General features: G+C 68.8%; 9 protein-coding genes. 3 read left to right on the top strand and 6 right to left on the bottom strand.

Annotated elements, in window-relative coordinates; all coding sequences use genetic code 11:
* Positions 1-6: 6 nt before the first annotated feature.
* A complete protein-coding gene (locus tag DMC61_RS37840) occupies positions 7-9,879 on the bottom strand; it encodes a hypothetical protein (RefSeq protein ID WP_125695291.1) in 9,873 nt (3,290 codons plus the stop codon).
* A 684-nt stretch (positions 9,880-10,563) separates the two neighbouring features.
* Positions 10,564-10,821: a hypothetical protein gene (locus tag DMC61_RS37845; RefSeq protein WP_125695292.1), complete on the bottom strand. Its 258-nt coding sequence runs from the start codon at positions 10,819-10,821 to the stop codon at positions 10,564-10,566.
* A gap of 310 nt (positions 10,822-11,131) precedes the next feature.
* Here DMC61_RS37845 and DMC61_RS37850 point away from each other — a divergent pair, with 310 nt between their 5' ends.
* Positions 11,132-11,911 carry a GntR family transcriptional regulator gene (locus DMC61_RS37850; protein WP_125695293.1) on the top strand — a complete coding sequence of 260 codons (780 nt, stop codon included), beginning with the start codon at positions 11,132-11,134 and terminating at the stop codon, positions 11,909-11,911.
* On the opposite strand, the gene DMC61_RS37855 is transcribed toward DMC61_RS37850, so the two are convergent.
* Positions 11,897-12,949, bottom strand: a complete 1,053-nt coding sequence (locus DMC61_RS37855) for an alcohol dehydrogenase catalytic domain-containing protein (RefSeq protein WP_158634164.1) — start codon at positions 12,947-12,949, stop codon at positions 11,897-11,899. The two genes, DMC61_RS37850 and DMC61_RS37855, sit on opposite strands and share 15 nt — an antisense overlap.
* Positions 12,949-13,806 carry a VOC family protein gene (locus tag DMC61_RS37860; protein ID WP_125695295.1) on the bottom strand — a complete coding sequence of 286 codons (858 nt, stop codon included), beginning with the start codon at positions 13,804-13,806 and terminating at the stop codon, positions 12,949-12,951. Before DMC61_RS37860 ends, DMC61_RS37855 begins: the two co-directional genes overlap by 1 nt.
* A 117-nt stretch (positions 13,807-13,923) precedes the next feature.
* Here DMC61_RS37860 and DMC61_RS37865 point away from each other — a divergent pair, with 117 nt between their 5' ends.
* Both DMC61_RS37865 and DMC61_RS37870 read left to right on the top strand, forming a co-directional pair.
* Positions 13,924-14,382, top strand: a complete 459-nt coding sequence (locus DMC61_RS37865; protein ID WP_125695296.1) for a MarR family winged helix-turn-helix transcriptional regulator — start codon at positions 13,924-13,926, stop codon at positions 14,380-14,382.
* A 132-nt stretch (positions 14,383-14,514) separates the two neighbouring features.
* On the top strand, positions 14,515-16,920 hold the full coding sequence (locus DMC61_RS37870; protein WP_125695297.1) for a hypothetical protein: 2,406 nt from the start codon (positions 14,515-14,517) through the stop codon (positions 16,918-16,920).
* Positions 16,921-16,984: 64 nt separating this feature from the next.
* Here the strand turns inward: DMC61_RS37870 and DMC61_RS37875 are convergent, their stop codons facing one another.
* Positions 16,985-18,172 carry a cytochrome P450 gene (locus tag DMC61_RS37875; protein WP_125695298.1) on the bottom strand — a complete coding sequence of 396 codons (1,188 nt, stop codon included), beginning with the start codon at positions 18,170-18,172 and terminating at the stop codon, positions 16,985-16,987.
* 59 nt (positions 18,173-18,231) lie between these two features.
* Positions 18,232-19,068 (bottom strand): TauD/TfdA family dioxygenase, encoded by an 837-nt coding sequence (locus DMC61_RS37880; RefSeq protein WP_125695299.1) that lies wholly within the window; start codon positions 19,066-19,068, stop codon positions 18,232-18,234.
* Positions 19,069-19,148 lie beyond the last annotated feature (80 nt).

Genomic DNA, 19,148 nt, shown 5'->3' on the forward strand with positions numbered 1-19,148 from the left:
TGAGTCTCAGAGAGAATCCTTTTTCGTCATCGGCGCGAACACACGTTCCAGCTCCTCGAGTTCGGACCGCGGTGCGGGCGCTTCGCCGTCGTCGCTCAGTTCGGCCAGGCGTTGCTCGAATCGCGCCAAAGCGATTCCCCCGGCATTGTCCACCGGCAGGTCCACGCTGACGAGGGAGCCGGTCCTGTCCGGCCCGGCCACATGCTGGACGGTCCGCACCGCCAACTCTCCCCACCCCACCGGCTCGAGACCGTAGAGGGTGTGGAGCCGAGCGGTTTCGGCGAGGAACTCACTCTCGATCACCTGCGCGGCTTCCGCGATCAGTCTCCCCGCTGCCTGTTCGTCCCGGCCGTGACCTTCCACCCGGACCCGCACCGGTTCTGGGAGCGCCCCGTTCAGCGAGTGCCACATCACCGCCCGGGCGAGCTTCACGCCGAGGGTCCGGACGTCGGTGAAGCGATCGCCGTCGGCCGCGCCGGGCACCCACGCGGGGTCGATCGCGGTGGCCACCAGATCGGCGGCGGGCAGCGGTGGCAGATCCTCTCTGCCGAGCCGGACCAGATGCTTCCCGTTCATGACCGCGGGGACGAGATCGAAGATCCGGCCGACCGGCGCGGTCGGCGCGATCAGGACCGCCGGTTTGTGTGTCCCGGGCACCCGCACGTCGTCAACGCGTTTCGCCGTGCTGTCGGCGTTCGGGGCGGGTTGGGCCACGTGACAGCCGAGCAGCAGGACCTCGGCGGGTTTCACGCTGTCGAAGACCGCATTGCCGTAGAGCACGGTGGCGATGGTGGCGGGATCGGACATCGCGACGACGTCTCCACGCCGGTGGAGGTGCCCGGTCTTCAACGCCACGACCAGATCACCGTCCGCCACCCCGTGCACGTCGGTGACCCAAGGCGCGTCGGACGAGGCCGGGGTCACGAACACCCGCCAGGCCGGACTCCCGTCCGGACCGGCGACCTCGGAAGCGTAGAACCGGGTGCCCGCCGGACGTTCCTCGGCGGTCGACGAACGCCACTGGACGGCCTCGAAGTCACGTATCGGAAAGAACTGGCCGTGAACGCCCCGCGCGGAGGTGGACGGGTAGCTGAACACGTTGTCCCGGCCGGGCTTCACCGGCTTCCACGAGGTGAATCCGTCACCGCGCACCCCGAGGACGCCCCCGGGCAGCAAGGTCACCTGTCCTCGGGGTGCCCTCGTCCACCGCGAGTAGCCGCCTGCCGCCATGCCCTCGTGAAAGGCGCCGAGCTCGGTGAGCGGGTGGTCCAGGGACACCGGCATCAGCCATCGTTCCTTCGCGGGGTCCGCGAAACCGTGTCCCAGGGAACCGAGTAGCGCGCGCAGATCTGGGTCGTCCCGGAGCACCAGTGAGACGTCCGCGTAGGTCAGTGCCGCGGCCTCACCGGCCTCGTTGTCGCGGATCGCACCGACTTCGCCTGCCGAGCGTGCCCCCAGGAACAGCGGCACCGGACGGCCCGGCAGCTCCCACTGGCCGTCCTGGTCCTCGTAGAACCGGCTTGCGGCCGAATCGCCGCCCGCGACCCACTCCCGGACCTCGCGGAACCGCTTCGTGTCGCCCGGGTATCGTACGAACAACGCGGCCGGCCGTCCGGCCGCGTCCGCGAGCACCTCCGTCTTGACCTCCCCGGTCCGCCATTGTGAGACGCCGACGAGGTCCAGCCCCTCGCCCACGGCGGGTACCGGGCCGGTATGGGCGTAGACGTCGTTGTGGAAGTTCTGGGCGAGCAAGGCGTCGACGAGGTCGAAACCCTTGCCCCCGTGGCCGTTCCGGTCGGCGCCCGCTTCGGAGAGCAGCACGACCCGCCGCCCTTCGCCGAGCAGTTCCCGCAACCGCGGATTCTCCAGCAGCATCCGACCGGCCTCCGCGCCGGTCAGTTCGGCTTCCTGCGCGTGCTCCACCAGCCCGGCACGGAAGTGTGCCGGAGCCGCCCCGGACGCGAAAAGCACGATCGCCCCCGTCAGTTCCGGTGCTCGGGCGACGGCGAGCGCGGTTTCCGTCAGCGTGTCGTCGCCAGGAGTCCTGAGCCCGAACACCGTCTCGTTCTCGTACGGCTGGAGGTCTTCGAGCGAAAGACGGGTCTCCGAGGTGAACTCGGCCGGATCGGCGACGAGGACACCATGGGAGTCCAGAAGATCGACCTGGCCGGTGAAGTGATAGCCCTGCAGTGGACCGGTCAGCGCGGCCAGGATGCGCGTGAACCGCTCCGCGAAGGCGGGCGGCGCCGGGACGGACCCCGCCGTGGCCAGCACGACGAGACGCGGACGGACGGGTCCGGACATCAAGTCCTGGAACCGATCGTCGCCCGCGACGCGCCACGCCGCGTCCAACGGCGAGCCGATGGCGTCGACGACCAGGAAGCGGACGGGAGTGCTGCCGTCCGACAGGGCGTGGGCCCACGGCGCAAGGACCTCGGCGTAATCCGCGTTTCCCTCCTCGTCGCGGACCGGCTTCGCGAGAATCCGCTGGTCGAAGTCGGAGGACCGGTCCCAGCGGGATTCCAGCATCCGGGAGACCTCCGGATCGGAACCGAGGTCGAGCAGGTTCCGCCGCCCCTGGGCGTCCGCCAACAACTTGCCTTCGAGGGCCACCCGCGGCGCGGCGGGGGCGTGTCCGGCCGGAGCATCCGGTGTCAACGCCGCGAACGCCCGCACGATCGCGTCCTCGCGGCCGCTTTCCAGTGCCGCGAGGCCGAAGTCGCCCTCCGGCAGACGTACTGTGATCTCGGCCCGGGAAAGCACGGCTCCGACCTCGGTGAATTCGGTTCGGATCGCCAAGCGCCCGGTCGCGTCCGGAAGCCCGAACTCCTTCGTCAGCCTTTCCGCTTCGCCGTCGAACGCGACCCGCGCGACGTCCCGGAGAGTGTCCGCCCATCCGGACCCGGGTTCCGCTCCGCGTATCCGGATTTCGAGCGTCGCGGGCTCCCCGCCGTTGGCCAGCCGCCACGCCGTGGGCCGCGCGGCGAACTCGGCCAGCAGCCGCAGATCGGGGAAGTCCTCCAGTCCTGGCCGGAGCCTGAAGGACACCGGGTCCGTCCGCTCGGCGGCCAGGTGCGCCAGCCGCACCGGCAGCTGTCCAGGGCCGTCGACCCGGACGAGGTGACCATTCTCGTGCACCTGGACGCCACGGCCGTTCCAGCCGATCTCGATGACGGCCGTGGGGGCGACGACCGTCCCCGTCCCCCACCGGTTTTTGATGTTTTCGACTAGTCGCCGGGCGACCGCGGTTCTGCAGGCCATCAGCCGATAAGGCTTCGCGGGGTCGGGCCGCGCCGCCTGGTGGACCGCCGAAGCGAACAGCGCGGCGCTCGCCTGATCGGATTCGAGGTGCACCTGGTCGCCCAGGCCGTGACGGCGCCCTGCCGACAGCGCCATTTTGACGCCGTCCTCGAACCCGTGCACCACCCCACGCCAGCCGGGTCCACCGGCGGGCGACAGATACCAATCACCGGACTTGCCACGCCCGGATCTCCGGGACAGATAGATGCGGCCCGTGATAGCCCCCGCGGTGGCGTCGAAGCGCCACAGGGTCGCCAGATCCCAGACATTGGCGGGAAAGAAGACGCCGTTGTTCCCCAGGTTCACGTTCCTCAACGGATAGCTGACCATCTGTCCGGGCTCCGGTTCGGCGGGGTCGACCCGGTCGAACGCGACGTCGGTGACCTCCAGCGCACCGTCCTCGCGGAACTTCGCCGGACCCCGCGACGTGAACACCGTCCGGGAGTAGCCGCCTGAGGCCAGCTCACGCGCGAATCCCCCGAGATCGGTCACCGCCCCGTCCACGGCGAGCACCAGCGGCGCGCGCTCGTCCCGAGGCTCCACGCTGCCGTCACCGACGCGGCCCAGCGCGGCACGGAGCACAGGACTGTCCCTCAGGGCCGGTCCCAGTTCCCCGGTCACGGGCCGATCGTCGGAGCGCAGCAAGTGGACTCCGCCGTCCGCGGCGGGTTTGACGACGATCGGCACCGCCTTGCCGCGCCATGGGGGTTCGAACCGGACGCCGTCCGGTCCGGTCACCCGGAAGACACCGTGGGCCCCCTCCTGCCGGGCCCAGGCCCGGACTTCCGCCAGTTTCGCCTCATCCCCCTCGTAGCGGACGAAGACGGCCGCCGGACGTCCCTCGGCGTCGGGCAGCAACTCCGTCTTGACGCGGTCGGCGAACAGCCCGGACACCTGGTGGGAGATCGGCTCCTCGCCCGGCAGCCGGGCGGTCGTGGCGTGCACGGGATTGAACAATCCCTCGCGTGCGAGTGCCACACTCACCTCGAAGGGAACCGTCCCCGGACGAGTTCCGCCGGCGGTGAAGGCACCGACGACCACGACCGGGCGGGCCGGATCACTCGCCAGTGCCTCCCGTGCCCCTGGCTGTTCCAAATACAGCCGAGCCGCCTCGCCGCCTCCCGTGCGGAGCCTCATTTCGCCGTTCACCCAGCCGACGACGAACGTGAAGTCGTCGCCGGGCATGGACAGCACCGACGCCGCCCGGCCATCCGGCGACGTGCGAGCCCACCTCGCTGCCGCCGCGGCAGCCGTCACCAGGGCGTCGGCGGCTTCTCGCGGATCACCGGAGTCCAGGAAGGCGAACACGTCTCCGTCCGCCACGTGCCGCACGTCTTCGAGCGTCGCACCGAGGCTTTCCCCGAACACCGCTTCGCGCGGGAATTCGAGCAGTCCCGTCGACCGGATGGAGAACGGCCCCTGGTAGGCGAAGGCGTGCACCGGCCCGATCTCTTCGCGGAGCGCACCGAGGAAATCCGTCGCGAGCCCGGGCCGCGATTCACCCTTGTCCCGCACCAGGACCGCAAGCGCGCCACGCACCGGCTCCTGCCGGAACCCGCGGAACGTCTCGTTGTTCAGGAACGCGCGCACGGCGTCGGTGACGGTCACCTCGCGACCGTCCACTTGGAACCCACCGCCCACCGCTTCCAAGGTCAAGAAGAGCGGCCCGGGTACTTCGTCGGCGAACGTGTCGGCCCATGGGGCCAGCTCGGTCTCGGTCTCCCCCGCACGGCCGGTCGTCCGCGAAACGACCACCCCGGACGGGCCACCGGAAAACGCCCAGTTCGCCCGCGTCGAGACACCGGTCTCGGGCTCGGGGAGGAGGGAGATCAAGGTCTGTTCCCCGTACAGGTTCGCCATAGCCGCGACCGAGTCGGGTGACACCACGGACTCGAAGGGGGGCTCCGGCAGAGTTTCGAAAGACTTTCGTGAAGCCGGATCCAACGCCGAGAAGGCTTCCTTGATCGTGTCGAGCCCGCCGGTCTTCAGCGCCTCGGCACCGAAAGACCCCCGCGCCAGATGGAATTCGACCTCGGCCACCGGTGGATGCTGCCCGGTATCGTCGAAGTCGACGAGAATCTCCAGGGATTGCGCCAGCGGCAGTTCGTACCGAGTGGCCAGCCGCGCCGCCTCGGCTTCCGCGGTGTCCCGGATTTCCGTCGCGAGTTCGTTCCCCCACGTGGTCGCCTCGGCTTCGTCCGAGCCGTGCACGAGGACCTGGATCCTCGCGCCCTCCCCGCCGTTGGCCAGGCGCCACGCCGAGGCTTGTACCGCGCGACGGACCAGCTCGTGTACTTCCTTCGGCAGGCTCTCGGCGCCGTGGGTGATCAGCTTCGACGGGATGTTCTCGGCCGCCAGGTCGGCCAACCGGACCGGCGGTGCTTGGGGCTCGTCCGCCCGGACGAGGTGCCCGTCGTCCTTCACATGGATACCGCTTCCGTTCCAGCCGTAGTAGGTCTTCGCGGTGGAGGCGACGACCGGTCCTTTTCCCCATCGGGACTCGATCGCCCGAAGTGTTTCCGACGAACCGGCACCGTTGCACGCGAAGAGCACGTGAGGACGGTCCGGGTCGGGCAGCGCCGCCCGGTACACCGACGAGCCGAACAGCGCCGCGCCCGCGGCGTCGCCTTGAAGGAGGACTTGGTCGCCCAGTTCATAGGGCCGGGCGGTGGGCAGCGCGGCAGCGATCCCGGACTCGTTGCCGTGCACGACGCTGCGCCAACCGGGCTCGCCCCCGGGCACAAGATACGCCTCGCCGCCGAAATCCGCGGCCCCCGGCTTCTCCGAGAAGTAGATCCGGCTCGACACGGGATCGGCGCGTGTCTCGACCCGCCACTGGTTGACGATGTCGACCGGATCGCGGGGGAAGAACGCACCGTGGATTCCCGACTTGGCGCCGACCAAGGCGTAGCTCGTCACGTCGGAAGGGCCGGGTACGACCGCGTCGACTCGGTCGAGACCGGGCTCTATCAGAGCCATTTGACCGCCGGCGAGAAACACCGGACCGCGGGCCGCGAAGACGTCCCGCGCGTAGCCGCCCGCGGCGAGGTCCGCCGCGAGCTTCTCGAGTCCGGTGAGGGTTCCCTCCAAGGGAATCAGCAGCGGAGTCCGAGGCCGTCCTGCCTCGTTCCGCCCGAGGGCCTCGCGTAGCTGACGGCTGTCGCGCAGGGCCTGCCCGGGTTCCCCGGTGGCGGGGCGGCCGTCGGAGCGCGTCAAATGGACCTGGCCGCCCGCGGCCGGTTTGAGGAAGATCGGCACAGCGACCTGCCAAGGAACCTTCATCCGCCTGCCGTCGGTTCTCCTGAGTGTCCGAACCCCGGCCGCACCCGCTTTGGTGGCCCAGGCGCGCACTCGGGCCAGTTCCCTTTCGTCTCCTTGGTGCCGGACGAACAGCGCGACCGGATCACCCTCGGGGCCGGAGATCAGTTCGGTCTTGATCCGATCCGCGAACAGACCCGAGACCAAGACAGCGTCGCCGGTCGCGTCCCTGTTCATGGCATACACCGGGTTGAACAGACCTTCTCGCGCCAAGGCCGCTCCGACGTCGAACCGGACACCACCGGGCCGGGCCTCACCGTCCCCGAAATCCCCGACCAGCACGACATGCCTGTGCGGATCCGCCGCCAGTTCCGCCTTCAGGCCAGGCTCGGCGAGGTACAGCCGCACGATCTCCTCACCGCCCAGTGGATATCGGACGTCAGCCGTGTTCGCGCGGGCGCGCACGACCGTGTCATCACCGGGTAGCACCATCACCGACGCACCGGGTCGTTCCGCCTTGACCACCGCGGCGGTGGCCAGCGCTCCGTCCACCTCGGACCGATCCGTCGTGTCCAGCAGCGCGAACGTGCCGTTTCCGGTCACGTGCCGGACGTGATCCGGCCGCAGGCCGAAGGTCTCCTTGAACACCGCGCCCGGTGGGAAGGCGAGTGCGCGTTCTTCCCAGAACTTGAAGGGACCTTGATAGCCGAAAGCCTGCACCGGGCCGATTCGGGCACCCAGCGCGGTGACGAAATCCGCGACCAGATCGTGCGCGCTCCTGTCCTCCGTCCAGCCGAGCGCCACGAGCGGCCGCCGCACCGGTTCGGCCAGGAACCGCTGGAAAACGTCGCTCACCCGAAGCCGGTCCGCGGTGGCGACCGGATCGAGGATCTCCTTGCCGACCTGGAATCCGTGGTCGCGCGGCCAAAGCACGACCACCAGCGGGAGAGGGCGCTGGTCGGCGACCAGCCGCGCCCAGGGAGCGGGCTCGGGCAGGGCGACCGGAACGATTTCGTCCTGCCGGAGGATGAATCGCAGGGTGTGTGCGCCGGAATTGCGCCACATGTCCACGGCCTCGCGGCTCTTCTCGTCCGGTACCCAGGTGATCAGGTTCTCCTCGCCGTAGGTGTTCGCGACGACGAGCGGTTCCGGCACCTCGCCCTCCGGCCGCGTCCCTCCCGGCTCCGCGGGGAACAGCGCCTCCGACTCCTCGAAGTCCCTGCCGGCCAACCATTCGCCGAATTGCGAGAGACTCATTTCGGTGGGCCCGGACAGGGGGTCGGCCGTCAAGGACGTCAGCTGATCCACGAGGACCACCCGGTTCCCACCCGAGAGACCGGCCCGGACGAAGGCCGACTCGTCGGCGTTGGACAGCATCTGCCCGCCGTCGTCCGTCAGCCGTTCCCAGAACGCTCGTAGCGCCGCGTCCTCCGGCGGCCGTGCTCCCGGTACCGCCGATGGGCCGGCTCCGGCCGGCGACCGGACGTCGCCCCCTTGCGGCGCGCCACCCAGGATCCGCCCCTCCCTGGGCCAGCCCACGGCATCGACGAGACTCCGGGCGCGAGCTTCGGCGGCCACCACGCCCTCGCCGGTGTGGAGACGGCCAGGCCGGATCAACTCGGCCGCCACCAGGTCGGTCGCGGCCTGATGGCGTTCTCGATGAGCCTCGTGCGCCCGAGGCGGCTTCTCCTCGATGAACAGCCGCGGCGGCTGGTGATGACCGCTCATGATCTCTCGCGCGACGGAGAACACCGCGTCGTCCGATTCCAGCTCGGACAGGGCGGCCCGCGCCTCCTCAATCTCCCGCCGGTAGGCCGGTAACGGATCTCCCGGCTCCGAGTAGACGCCCGGCCCGTAGAGACCTGCCGGGGGGCGTTGCCCGTCCACCCGGACCTGCGCCAGGCCGAGCTGCTCATCCCCAGGGGGACGTACGAGCGGCGAGATGGAGACCTGCGCCAGAACCTGGTCTGGCGTCACGGTCACGGCACCCGCCGGGAACTCGTCCAGCCGCGACCTGACTCGCGACTCGACGAACGCGGTCAGCTCGGTCGTGCCGGTCGAGGTCCCCGGGGCGACGAAGACCGCGCCCTGCAAGTGAGGCTGCGCGCCAGTGCGCGCCTGCACGGCGGCATCGACGAAACCGTCGACCATCAGCCCGAGCGAAACCGCCGCGTTTTCCGGGAGACGACCCTCGTCGGTCAGCCGGGCTTCGAGGGTCACCCGCGCACGTCCCTCGTCGCGCACGCTCTCGTGCGGTTGTCGCGGCGGCGTCTCCGCCGAAGTCGCGTAGACCGCGGATTGGGCGGGCCCGGCAGCGATCGCGTCCACATAGGACGGTGGCGCCGCGGGGAAAAGCCGCTCCCCGGTGCTGATCCCGCCCTCGGTCTTGACCTCGCCTGCCGGGATCGTGAGCCGCGGCGCGCCCGGCAGACGATCCAACGCGTCCAGCGACCCCGCACCACTGCCCGGCGCACCACTACGGCCTCCGCCGAATCCCGACAACGCCCCCAGCATCCCCAACCACGGACTCGCGTGCGGCGACCCGGTCGCCAAGTTGATCACCGGAGCGGTGATGAACACCACCCCCACCTGACCGGCTCCATACGACACATGCCCCAACGCCTCCACCGAACCCGGGATCACCCGCTTCGGCGCCCCCACCACCTCCACCGCGCCATCCACAGCGTCCGCGGCCTCCTTCGCCGCCAGCTTCTCCGCCGCCTTGCCCGCACTCTCCAGAGCCACACCCCGCGCCCACACCGCACCCGCGTGGAAAATCCCCGCGAACGCACCGCCCAAGGCACCACCCACGAACGAGCCCAGCAACGACTTGCCGTCCAGCTCGTCACGTTTGCCCGCCGCGATCTGCCCGGTCTGGACCGACAGATCCAGACCCCCCATGATCCCCGCACCCGCCACCGCGAACTTCACCGTATGCGGTGTCGCGGCCACCACTCCCGCGCCGACCGCCTTCAGCACATGGATCCCGAGTTCCCGATTGAACTTCAACGCGGCCAGCGCCTGCATCCTCGCCACCAGACCACGCCACACCGCCATCAACGCCTGCCGCGCCGTCAACTGCGCCAACCCCACAAAGGCCGCACCGATCAGCGTCGCCAGCAAATGCACGATCGTCGCCAACGCCATCGCCGCCATCGCGACCATCATGACCTTGGCCTTCACCACATCAGCCGCGGCCGTCTTCGCCATCGACGCCAGATCGCCCGACGCCTCCCCCAACGCCTCCACACCCGACACCATGTCCTTGCCCAGAGAAGACGAAAAGAACTCCCCCGTGTCCCCCTCCAACGCCGCATCCACCCCAGCACCACTCGCCCGCAACGCAGCCTGATACTCCCCCGCCGCCACCTCGAACCCACGCCACGCCCGCTCCAACGCCGACAACGCCACATCATCGCCCTCAGGCCACGACATCCCCAACGTCACCAAAAAAAACTTCTGCAACTCCGGGGGCAACCTCACCGAACCACCCGACACCTCTCTTCACCTCCTCCCGCCAGGCTTGAGTGCGCGTGGTGTCTAGGCGAATATCATTCTTTCGGAGTAGTTCCTGGTCGGAAATGCGCTTACCGCTGATTCATCGGGAAATCCCTCGCCCGCGGACGTCCGACGTCCCGTAAGCGGGTGCGCGTGAGTGGCGTTTCGGGTTCTCTTGAGAGGTAAGGCAAAGGTGTCTTGCTGGAGGTGATGTCCGTGAAGGCCTCCTTGAGGGACCGACGTTCAGGAGACGTGAGCGAGGCGAAGGGGCTTTCCCCTCATCACATGAGCGGAAAGCCCCCTTCACCACCGGCCTTGCGGGTACTGCGGGACTCGCGGGCGGCTGAGGTACGCCGTGTCGCGAAAGCCGCTTTCGCAACCTTCAACGTCGCCAAAGCGGCTTTCACAACCTGCCTGACCAGCGGAGAGGCGACTTTGCCGAGCCCCTGGCGCCTAGGTACAGGACGGGGGCCTTCGCGGACTCGGCGAGGCCTTCACGGACCATGGTCAGGCTGTCAGGGTGCGGGCGGCCGCGAAGGCGTCACGCGCGGCGTCCGTGAGCTGGGCGGGCACCAGATCGCCGACTCTCGCCGGGCGTGCCGCGCAGATCCAGCCGCCGAGGATCAGCCGCGTGACGGCGACGCGGTCGCACCAGCCGCCGTCCACGGCGAGGCCCGGCTCGCAGCCTGCCAGCAATTCGCCTCGGCCGGCGGCGACAGCGCCCAGAATGGCGCGTTCGCGATGATTCAGCTCCGCAGGATCCATTCCCGATCACCGTCCCGGTGCTCTCGTTCGAGGACGTCTCAGGCATCCTCTCTTCCCAGTGAGCCCGATCCGCCCCGCCAGGACAACAGAACGGACCACGTTCGGAGGTATCCGGACAGCACTTCGGCCCTAGCGGGCAGAAATGGCGGGCATTGCGCCATCCGACGGCATTCCGTGGCCGAAAGTGCGGATACGACCGGACGAAAACACCCTTCGGCGTTGGCGTCCGCCGGAAAACCGGCCGAAATGGTTACGATCGGCGTTCGTGAAATCTCGCTGCGTAGAACCGCACTGCACGGACTCGGGCACCATGACCGATCCGGCACGCGCCGGAATCCCGGAAGACGGCCGCATTCCGCGCTACTACCGGGCGAAAAGGCAGATTCTCGCACTGTGCAAAACGCTGGGCGAAGGCGTCGCGCTGCCTTCCGAGCGCCAGTTGTGCACCCAGTTGGGGGTCGCGCGCGCCACTCTTCGGCAAGCGGTACTACAACTCGTGGTCGAGGGCTGGGTGGACTCGCGCCAGGGCAGCGGCAGTTTCGTCGTCGGACGCCGGAAAATCGCGCAGCACCTGGGTTCGGCCGACGGGCCGGACCAGGACGCCCTGACCGGCCGGACCTGGACCACGTTCGAACGACGCCGAGCAGGCTGCGAACTGGCACAAGAGCTGCGAATACACCGGAACGATTCAGTGATCCACCTGGAATGTGTGCGCGGCTCCGGCAACGAGATTCTCGCCGTCGAGTCGGCGTTCATCCCGGCGAAGCGGTTTCCCGGTTTCGACCACGCCCCCGTCGGAAACCGATCGTTGCACGACGAATTGCGGACCCGGTTCGGCGTCTCGTTCGGCGGAGCCGACCAAGGAACGGAAACCGCGCACGTGAGCCCCCGGGAAGCGGACCTGCTGGGCACCCTCCCCGCGCTGCCGGCGCTGGTGGTCCACCGGACCTCCTGGGACGCTCTGGGCGAGCCGTTCGAGCGGGTCCGCACCCTCTACCGAGGGGATCGGCTGACCTTGGTGAATCGGCTGGGCTCCGTCGAACGTCGTCCCGAGCACGAACAAGCGGAGAACCGGTCATCCAGCAGCTGACGACGCGTCCATGGTCAGCACCAACTGCCCGCTGGTGCCGCCCGACTGGAGTGACGCGTGCGCGTCCAAGGCCCGCGTCCACGACAGGGTGTGCACGAACCCGGCCGGGAGCCGGAACCCGGCGGCGACATCCGCCCACAGCCGGTCGATCTGCCGGCGGTTCCCGGTCCGGACGCCGATCAGCGACTGGCTGCGCAGGTAGAACTGGAGCAGCCGGATCGGCACCGGGTCGTGGTTGACCGCACCCGAGACCACGACCCGGCCCAGCGCGCCGAGAGCGGGCAGGTAGGCCTCGCACCACGCCGTGATACCGAGGTTGTCGACCACACAATCCAGTCCGCCGCTTCCGGCGGCCTCGAGAATGCGCGCGGGCAGGTCGTCGGCCGCGCCGTCGAGGGCGACGAGCGGCAACCCGGCCAGTCTTGGCGGACGCCGGTCCACGCCGATCACGCGGGCGCCACGGAACGCGGCGAGCGCGGCGACGGTCACCCCCAGCGCGCCCCCGGCGCCGGGCACCAGGACGGTGGTACCAGGACCGGCGGCACCGGCGTCGAGCTGGGCGCTGGCGACACCGCCGTTGGCCGCGAGGGCCGCCGCCTCGGGGAAAGCGACCTCGTCCGGGATCTCGCGAACGTTGTCCACGGGTACGACGCAGTACTCCGCATAGCTGCCCTGCCGGTGGATCCCGACGAGAGCGAACTCGCTGCACGCCTCCTCCCGGGACACCAGGCAGGCGCGGCATCGTGAGCAGCTCAGTACCGCCGAGACGGCGACCCGCCTGCCGACGAGGCCATCGTCCAGGCCTGGCCCGACCCGATCGATCACCCCGGCGTGCTCGGTGCCGAGCACGTGCGGGAAAGTCTTGATCTGTGGCGCGAAAGGCGGTTTTCCCGCCCGGGCGGCGACGTCCTTGGTCCGGGCGACCACGACCGCGTGGACGCGCACCCGCACTTCTCCAGGCCCTGGCTCCGGGTCGGGCAGTTCGGCCATCTCCAGTACCGCCGGGCCGCCGAACGCACGGATGACGAGCGCCTTCATCAAGCAGGCTCCCGGGGCGGGTTGCTCATCGCCTCGATCACGGCGGGAGTGATTCCGCCACCCGTCCCCCACACGTCGGCGTTCTCCGGGGTCCGTGCCCATTCGCCGGGCACCCAGTCGTCCCCCACCTCGAGCAGTTCCGCCGTGTACTCGATGACGTTGCCGGCCGGGTCGAGGAAATAGCAGAAGACGTTACCGCCGGGGCCGTGCCGGCCGGGCCCCCACACGGTGTCGAAGCCGGCCTTGCGCAGGCGGCCGAGCGCCTTCATGACCTCGTCGGTGTCGCGGACCTCGTAGGCAACGTGGTTGAGCGAAGTCCATTTCCCCGGCGCGAGCACGACGCAGTGGTGCAGGCTGTTGCAGCGCAAGAAGACCATCTGGTCGTTCTCATAGGTGTCCGAGACCTCGAAGCCGAGCACCCGGGTGTAGAAGTCCTTGGCCGCGGCGAGATCCACCGAATTGAGCACGACGTGACTCAGCCGATCGGGCCCGTGCGCCTTCGGGGAAGGGGCCGTGTGTTCGGACAGGCCACAGGCCACCTCGATGCGACGGCCTTCGGGATCGAGGAACTCCACCCGCGTGTCGCTTGTGGACAGGAGCTCGACCTGCTCGCCCCGCAGGCGATCGGTGAGCTTCGCGATACCGCGTTCCCCGTCGGCGGCGAGGCTTATCCCGCCGAGGCGGTGTTCCTCGCCGGTGGCGAGCGTGAGCACATGGTGTTCGGTTCCCCGGCCACGCAGCCGGATCCGATCGTCGGTCTCCTCGACCACCGCGAGCCCCCAGACGTCCTCGTAGAACGACAGGAGCTCGGCCGGGTTCGTCACGTGGATCTCGACGCTCCGCAGGTGGGTGATCATCACGGATCCCTTCGAGGAGGCGCACGCATGTTATCAACCACTTGATAACATGCCAAGGTGTCCGAACCGCCAGGACGCTCGCAAGGAAAGGCGTCCGTGGGACCAGGAGACGAAAACGTGCCCGTCGAACCGGCCACCCGGGTCGCCTATCTGCTCAGAATGCTCTCCAGCACGCTCAACCAGCAGATCGAACGCGCCCTGCGGCCGCTCGACCTCACCCAGGCACAGCTGGCCGCCTTGGCCCAGCTGGCCATCAGCGCCCCCGACCGGCTCTCCAGCGCCGAACTCGGCCGCCGCGCCGGTGTCACCCCGCAGGCGATGTGGTCGGCCATCTCGAACCTGGAGCACCGCGGACTCGTGCGACGCTCGCCTCACCCCACCCATGGTCGCGTCCTCGAAATCGCCATCACCGAGGTCGGCTCGTCGGTCCTGGAACAAGCACAGGAACTGACCGCACCGGTCGACGCCCACGCCATGGCCACCTTGACGGAAGCGGAACAACGGCAATTCCGCTCCCTGCTATTGAAAACCATGACAGGACTTGGCATCCCGCATCCCGATCCAGGGCGGGGTTAGCGCGGATCGTTTAACCGAAAAGACCTTCTTCGCCGAGCACCCCTTGACCGCCGGACGCCTCACTTTAGCGTTCAAGTACGTCACCCTTCCCGCGTCCTCACCTACTGGACGCCAGGCGCAGCGAGGAAACGCATGTTCAGCGCAGTACCGTCGAGCACCTTTCAGGTGTGGTGGCGTGCTTCGGGCTCGACGGAGTGGACGCCGGGTCACGAGTTGCTGGTACACATCGGCGACGGCGAGAACGCCGCACTCGAGGAACTGTCCTGGGGCGCCGCGGACGGTTCTTCCTGCGCGGTCGGTTTCTCGCCGGGTATGGCCGAGTGCCGCGGCCATCGCCGTACCGGAGGGGGCGACGTGCTGGAGATACGAGGCGAACTCAGCGGCGAGCCGGTGAATTCGCCGGACAGCGGCGATGCGCGACATCATGCGTTCGACACGGAGATCGAGGACGTCACCGGACGGCGGCCGTCGGAACCGCTCAGAGTGCTGATCGACGACGGATCCGGCGTGGCGCCGTCGTGGCTGGCCTGGCGCGACCGGACGGGCGACTCGTGCTCGATCGTCCTCCGTTCGGCCGGTCCGGCAGGCAACGCGGATGTCACCAGGATGGTGACCGAGGTCTGGGCCAGCGCCGAGTACGACGAAGTGGACGAGGTGGCCGCGAACCTCATCGAGGAAGCACCCAGCAAATGGTTCGCACCTCATGACCGTGCGTCCCTGGAATTCCAGTTCTCACGACCGGTCACGGTGGACCACTACCTCCTCACCTCCGCCAATGACGCGCCTGACCGGGATCCTGCCGCATGGGTCCTGCGCGGCTCCCTGAACGGGCACCTGTGGCGGACCCTCGACACGCGCTCGCATCAGTCGTTCACCGCCCGGCACGAGACCAGGACCTATCGGATCGCCGCCCCCGCGGCCTACCACTGCTACCGCCTCGACATCGTCGGGAACAACGGTTCTCCCCACCTGCAACTCGAGACCGTCCGGTTCTTCGCCCCGGTGAACGGGTTCACCGGCTACCGGCGACGCGCTGGGCACGCTCCCCACGCCTACCGCGGATCGTGTGCCGCGCCGCAAGCGCCGGACATCCCGATGGACCCGTTACCGGACGGATTTCCCGACCGGCGAGGAAAGCGGCTGAGCCGCTTCCCCGGCACCGAGGTTCCCACGTCCTTCGATCGCGCGCTTCCGGCGCTCCCCAAGGATGGCGACGTGATGACCGGAGGCCATCGCATGTGGGCGGGCGAGAGCCTGCGAAGGCAATCCCTGACCTCACTCAACGACGCTTTCACCCTGAAACACTTCGGTTTCGACGATCTTGTTCTCATCCGTAACCACGATCGGCGGCCGCTGTGGTGGTCGAGTGATTTCAGCCCCGGCGACTGGCGTCGGAAGACGCGCGGCTCCGGCGTCAGCGATGTCACCCTGCGGCCGGACGGCGATCTCGTGGCCCACGATGAAAATGGTGTTCCGTTGCGGTCCACCGGCACGGCGGACCGCGGTGTGGTCTTGCTGGAAGTCCGCGACGACGGCGACGTCGTTCTGCTCAACGGCGCGGGCGAGATCGTCTGGCACACCGACACCGCCACCACCGACGTGCCGCGGCCCCCGTCGCCCATCGCGCGGGGAGACCGCATGCTGGTCGGGCAGAGCCTGGCCGACCAGAGCCTCACCTCTCCCAACGGCCGGTACGTGCTGGTGCACGACCATCAGCACGCCGGTACCTTCCTCTACGGTCCCAGGGGCCGGATCACTCGCTGGTTCTATCTCGTCCCGTCGATGTATCCGGATCCTTTCGGCACCCGCCTCGTCCTGGAGGAGGACGGCCTGTTCCTGCGCTGGTCCAAGGACGAGGCCGACGGGGTGGACGTGCGCGGCGTCCGCAAGGCCTGGGACAGCCTCACCACGCCGAATTTCCCGTTCCATCCCCGGCAGGTCGTGCTCCGTGACAGCGGCGATCTGGAGATGCTGGACTCCGACGGCGAAGTCATGTGGCGCAACGGGTACAAACGCGACAGCGACAAGTTCGCGAAATCCTCGAACCGGCGAAGGCCGGAGACGAACCGCAAGCGCGCCGCGGCCGCGTCCGGACTGCCCCGGCTGCCTGCCACGCCGAACGTACCGGTGATCCGGACCGACTTCTCCGACGACGATGCGTGGTATCGGGTGAAGACCGGAATCGGCCGGGGCACGCCGGACGGGTTCGAGGCCAACGTGAGCTATGTCGACGACCCGGCCTTCACCGGAATGACGAGTACCGACCTGCTGGAATCTGAAGTGGACCGTGCCGAACACGCGATCATGCTCGTCGTGGACGAAATCACGATCCACTCCCCCGAGCACCCGATCCTGGTGGTGGATCTCGGCTCGGAACCCGACCCGGACGACGACTGGGCAGGAGTGCCCGCCGGCCGGTCTTTCCGCGCCGTTCCGCACGCCATTCAGGAAATCGAAAACAACCTTTCGCTCGCCAACGCGGATTGGGAGGACTTCGCCGATCACCTCGACGACGACGGAGTACGACGGGACACCTGAGCCACGGCCGTGCCTCGGACCTGGCCGCCGATCACGCGAACAGCTTTGCCCGCGCCCCGGACCTTCACGGGTCGAGCACGACCGGGAAGGTCCGGGGTGCGTGGACGTGCACGCTTCGCCGGAAAGTCAGCTCCTCATCGCCGGATGCGGCCCGCATCCGCGGGAACCTGCCGAACAAGGCGGGCAACGCCACTTCGGCCTCCAACCGCACGAGTGCCGCGCCGAGACACCGGTGAAGCCCGTGCCCGAAGGCGAGGTTTCCCGTCGTATTGCGCTCCGGATCCAGGGTGTCCGGGTTCGGGAACCGGTCCGGATCGCGATTGGCCGCCCCGACCGAAAGCGTGACCGAGGCACCGCGCGGAATCGAGACCCCGCCGATCGCGAGATCCTCGGTGGCGAACCGCGAGGACGCGTTGAGCGCGGGCGACAGCCACCGTAAGAGCTCCTCGATCAGCGGCCCCGCGGTCTCGGGCGAGCCGAGGCGTGCCCGCGCGGCGGGATCGCCGAGCAGCACTCGCACGCTGTTCGTGAGGAAGACCGCGCTGGTCTCGTGGCCGGCGATCAGCAAGGCCATCGCCATCGCCACGATCTCGACGTCGGACATCCGCTCCCCATCTTCGGAAGCCGCGATGAGCTCGGAAAGCAAGGCGTCGTCGGGCTCACGCCGACGGGCCGCGACGAGTTCTTCCAGATAGTCCGACAGCCGCTTCGACGCCTCGATGAGCAACGGTTCGGGACATTCGTCCATCAGCACCATCGACCAGTGCGCGAAGTCCTCCTGGTCCAATTCGGGTACACCGATCAGTTCGCAGATGATCTCCATCGGCAGCCGGATCGCGAAGCGCCCCACGAGGTCCACCGGCTCACCGGTGGGCAGTTCGGAGAGCAGGGCATCGGTGAAGGCCTCGACCCGCGGACGCAGCCGGGCCAGCCGTCGCGCGGTGAACGCGTGGCTCACCAGCTTGCGTACTCGCGTGTGATCGGGCGGGTCGAGCGAGGTGAGCATATGGGAGAGCGGCGCGGGCAGACCCGGCGGCGCCGAACCCCGCTCGGAGGGCGGCAACGAAGCCCTCCAATCCTTCGCCAGCCGGGGGTCGGCCAGGCCGGAACGAACGTCGGCGTAGCGGGTGACGAGCCAGGTCGGCCCCCCTTCGAAGGTCACCTCGCGCACAGGTGTGTTCTCGCGGGCGTGGTTCAGGGTGGCGTGCGGGTCACGCCAGTAGGAGTCCAGGAAATCGGCGTGGTCGCTCATCGAATGCTCCGTTCGTCGTGGGGTAAGGCGAAGGGTTCACGCCACCCGAGAGCGTTGCCTCAACCCTTCACCACCGTCGCGCTCATCTCCGCGACCCGGTGACGCGGCCAGCGCGCGCCCTCTCCCTTGGGCTCGTCGCCGAGCACGGTGACCCGGCGGCCGACCCGGCGCTCGGTGTAGTCGTTCACGGCGTAGTGCTGCGTCGCCCGGTTGTCCCAGACCGCGACGGCGCCTTCGGTCCAGCGGTAGCGGCAGACCCGTTGCGGGCTTTCGGACACCGCGAACAGATGCCCCAGCAGCATCGCGCTCTCGTCCGGGGTCAGCTGCGGAACACGCCGGGTGAACATCCGGTTCACGTAGAGGGAGCGCCTGCCGGTCTCCGGATGAATCCGCACCACCGGATGCTCGGCCTCGCTGCGGAAAGAACCGTTGGGATGCTCGAAGACGTGGAGCGCGGTGAGCCCGTCGGCCAGTTCCCGGATCGGCGCGGACAAGGCCTCGTAGGCGAGGTACTGATTGCTCCACATGGTGTCTCCCCCGACCTCGGGCGATCGCACGATCTGCAGGACCGAGGCGATCGGCGGGGATTGCGCGAACGTGACGTCGGTGTGCCAGACGTCGGCCTTGGCGCCCAGCTCGGAATCGAGAACGACGATCTCGTCGTGCCCGGCCAGCTTCGGCAGGAACCGATGCACCTCCAGGCTCCCGAACCGACGGCCGAACGCCTCGTGGTCGGCGGGCGTGAGGCCCTTCTCGTCGGGGAAGAACAGCACGAGATGGTCGAGCAGTAACCGGTGGATCCGTTCGAACAGGGCGTCGTCGATTTCCGCGAACGTCACCCCACGGATCTCCGCGCCCAGCGCGCCGGTCACCGGCCGTACCTCGATGGAATCCATTCCTTGTTCCTTTCGCGCAGTATCGATCCGCGTTCCGCGGCTCGGCGGAACGCCTGTCGAATTCGACCCGGAACCCTTGC

It is taken from the genome of Amycolatopsis sp. WAC 04169, assembly GCF_003947535.1.
Classification (GTDB): Bacteria; Actinomycetota; Actinomycetes; order Mycobacteriales; family Pseudonocardiaceae; genus Amycolatopsis; species Amycolatopsis keratiniphila.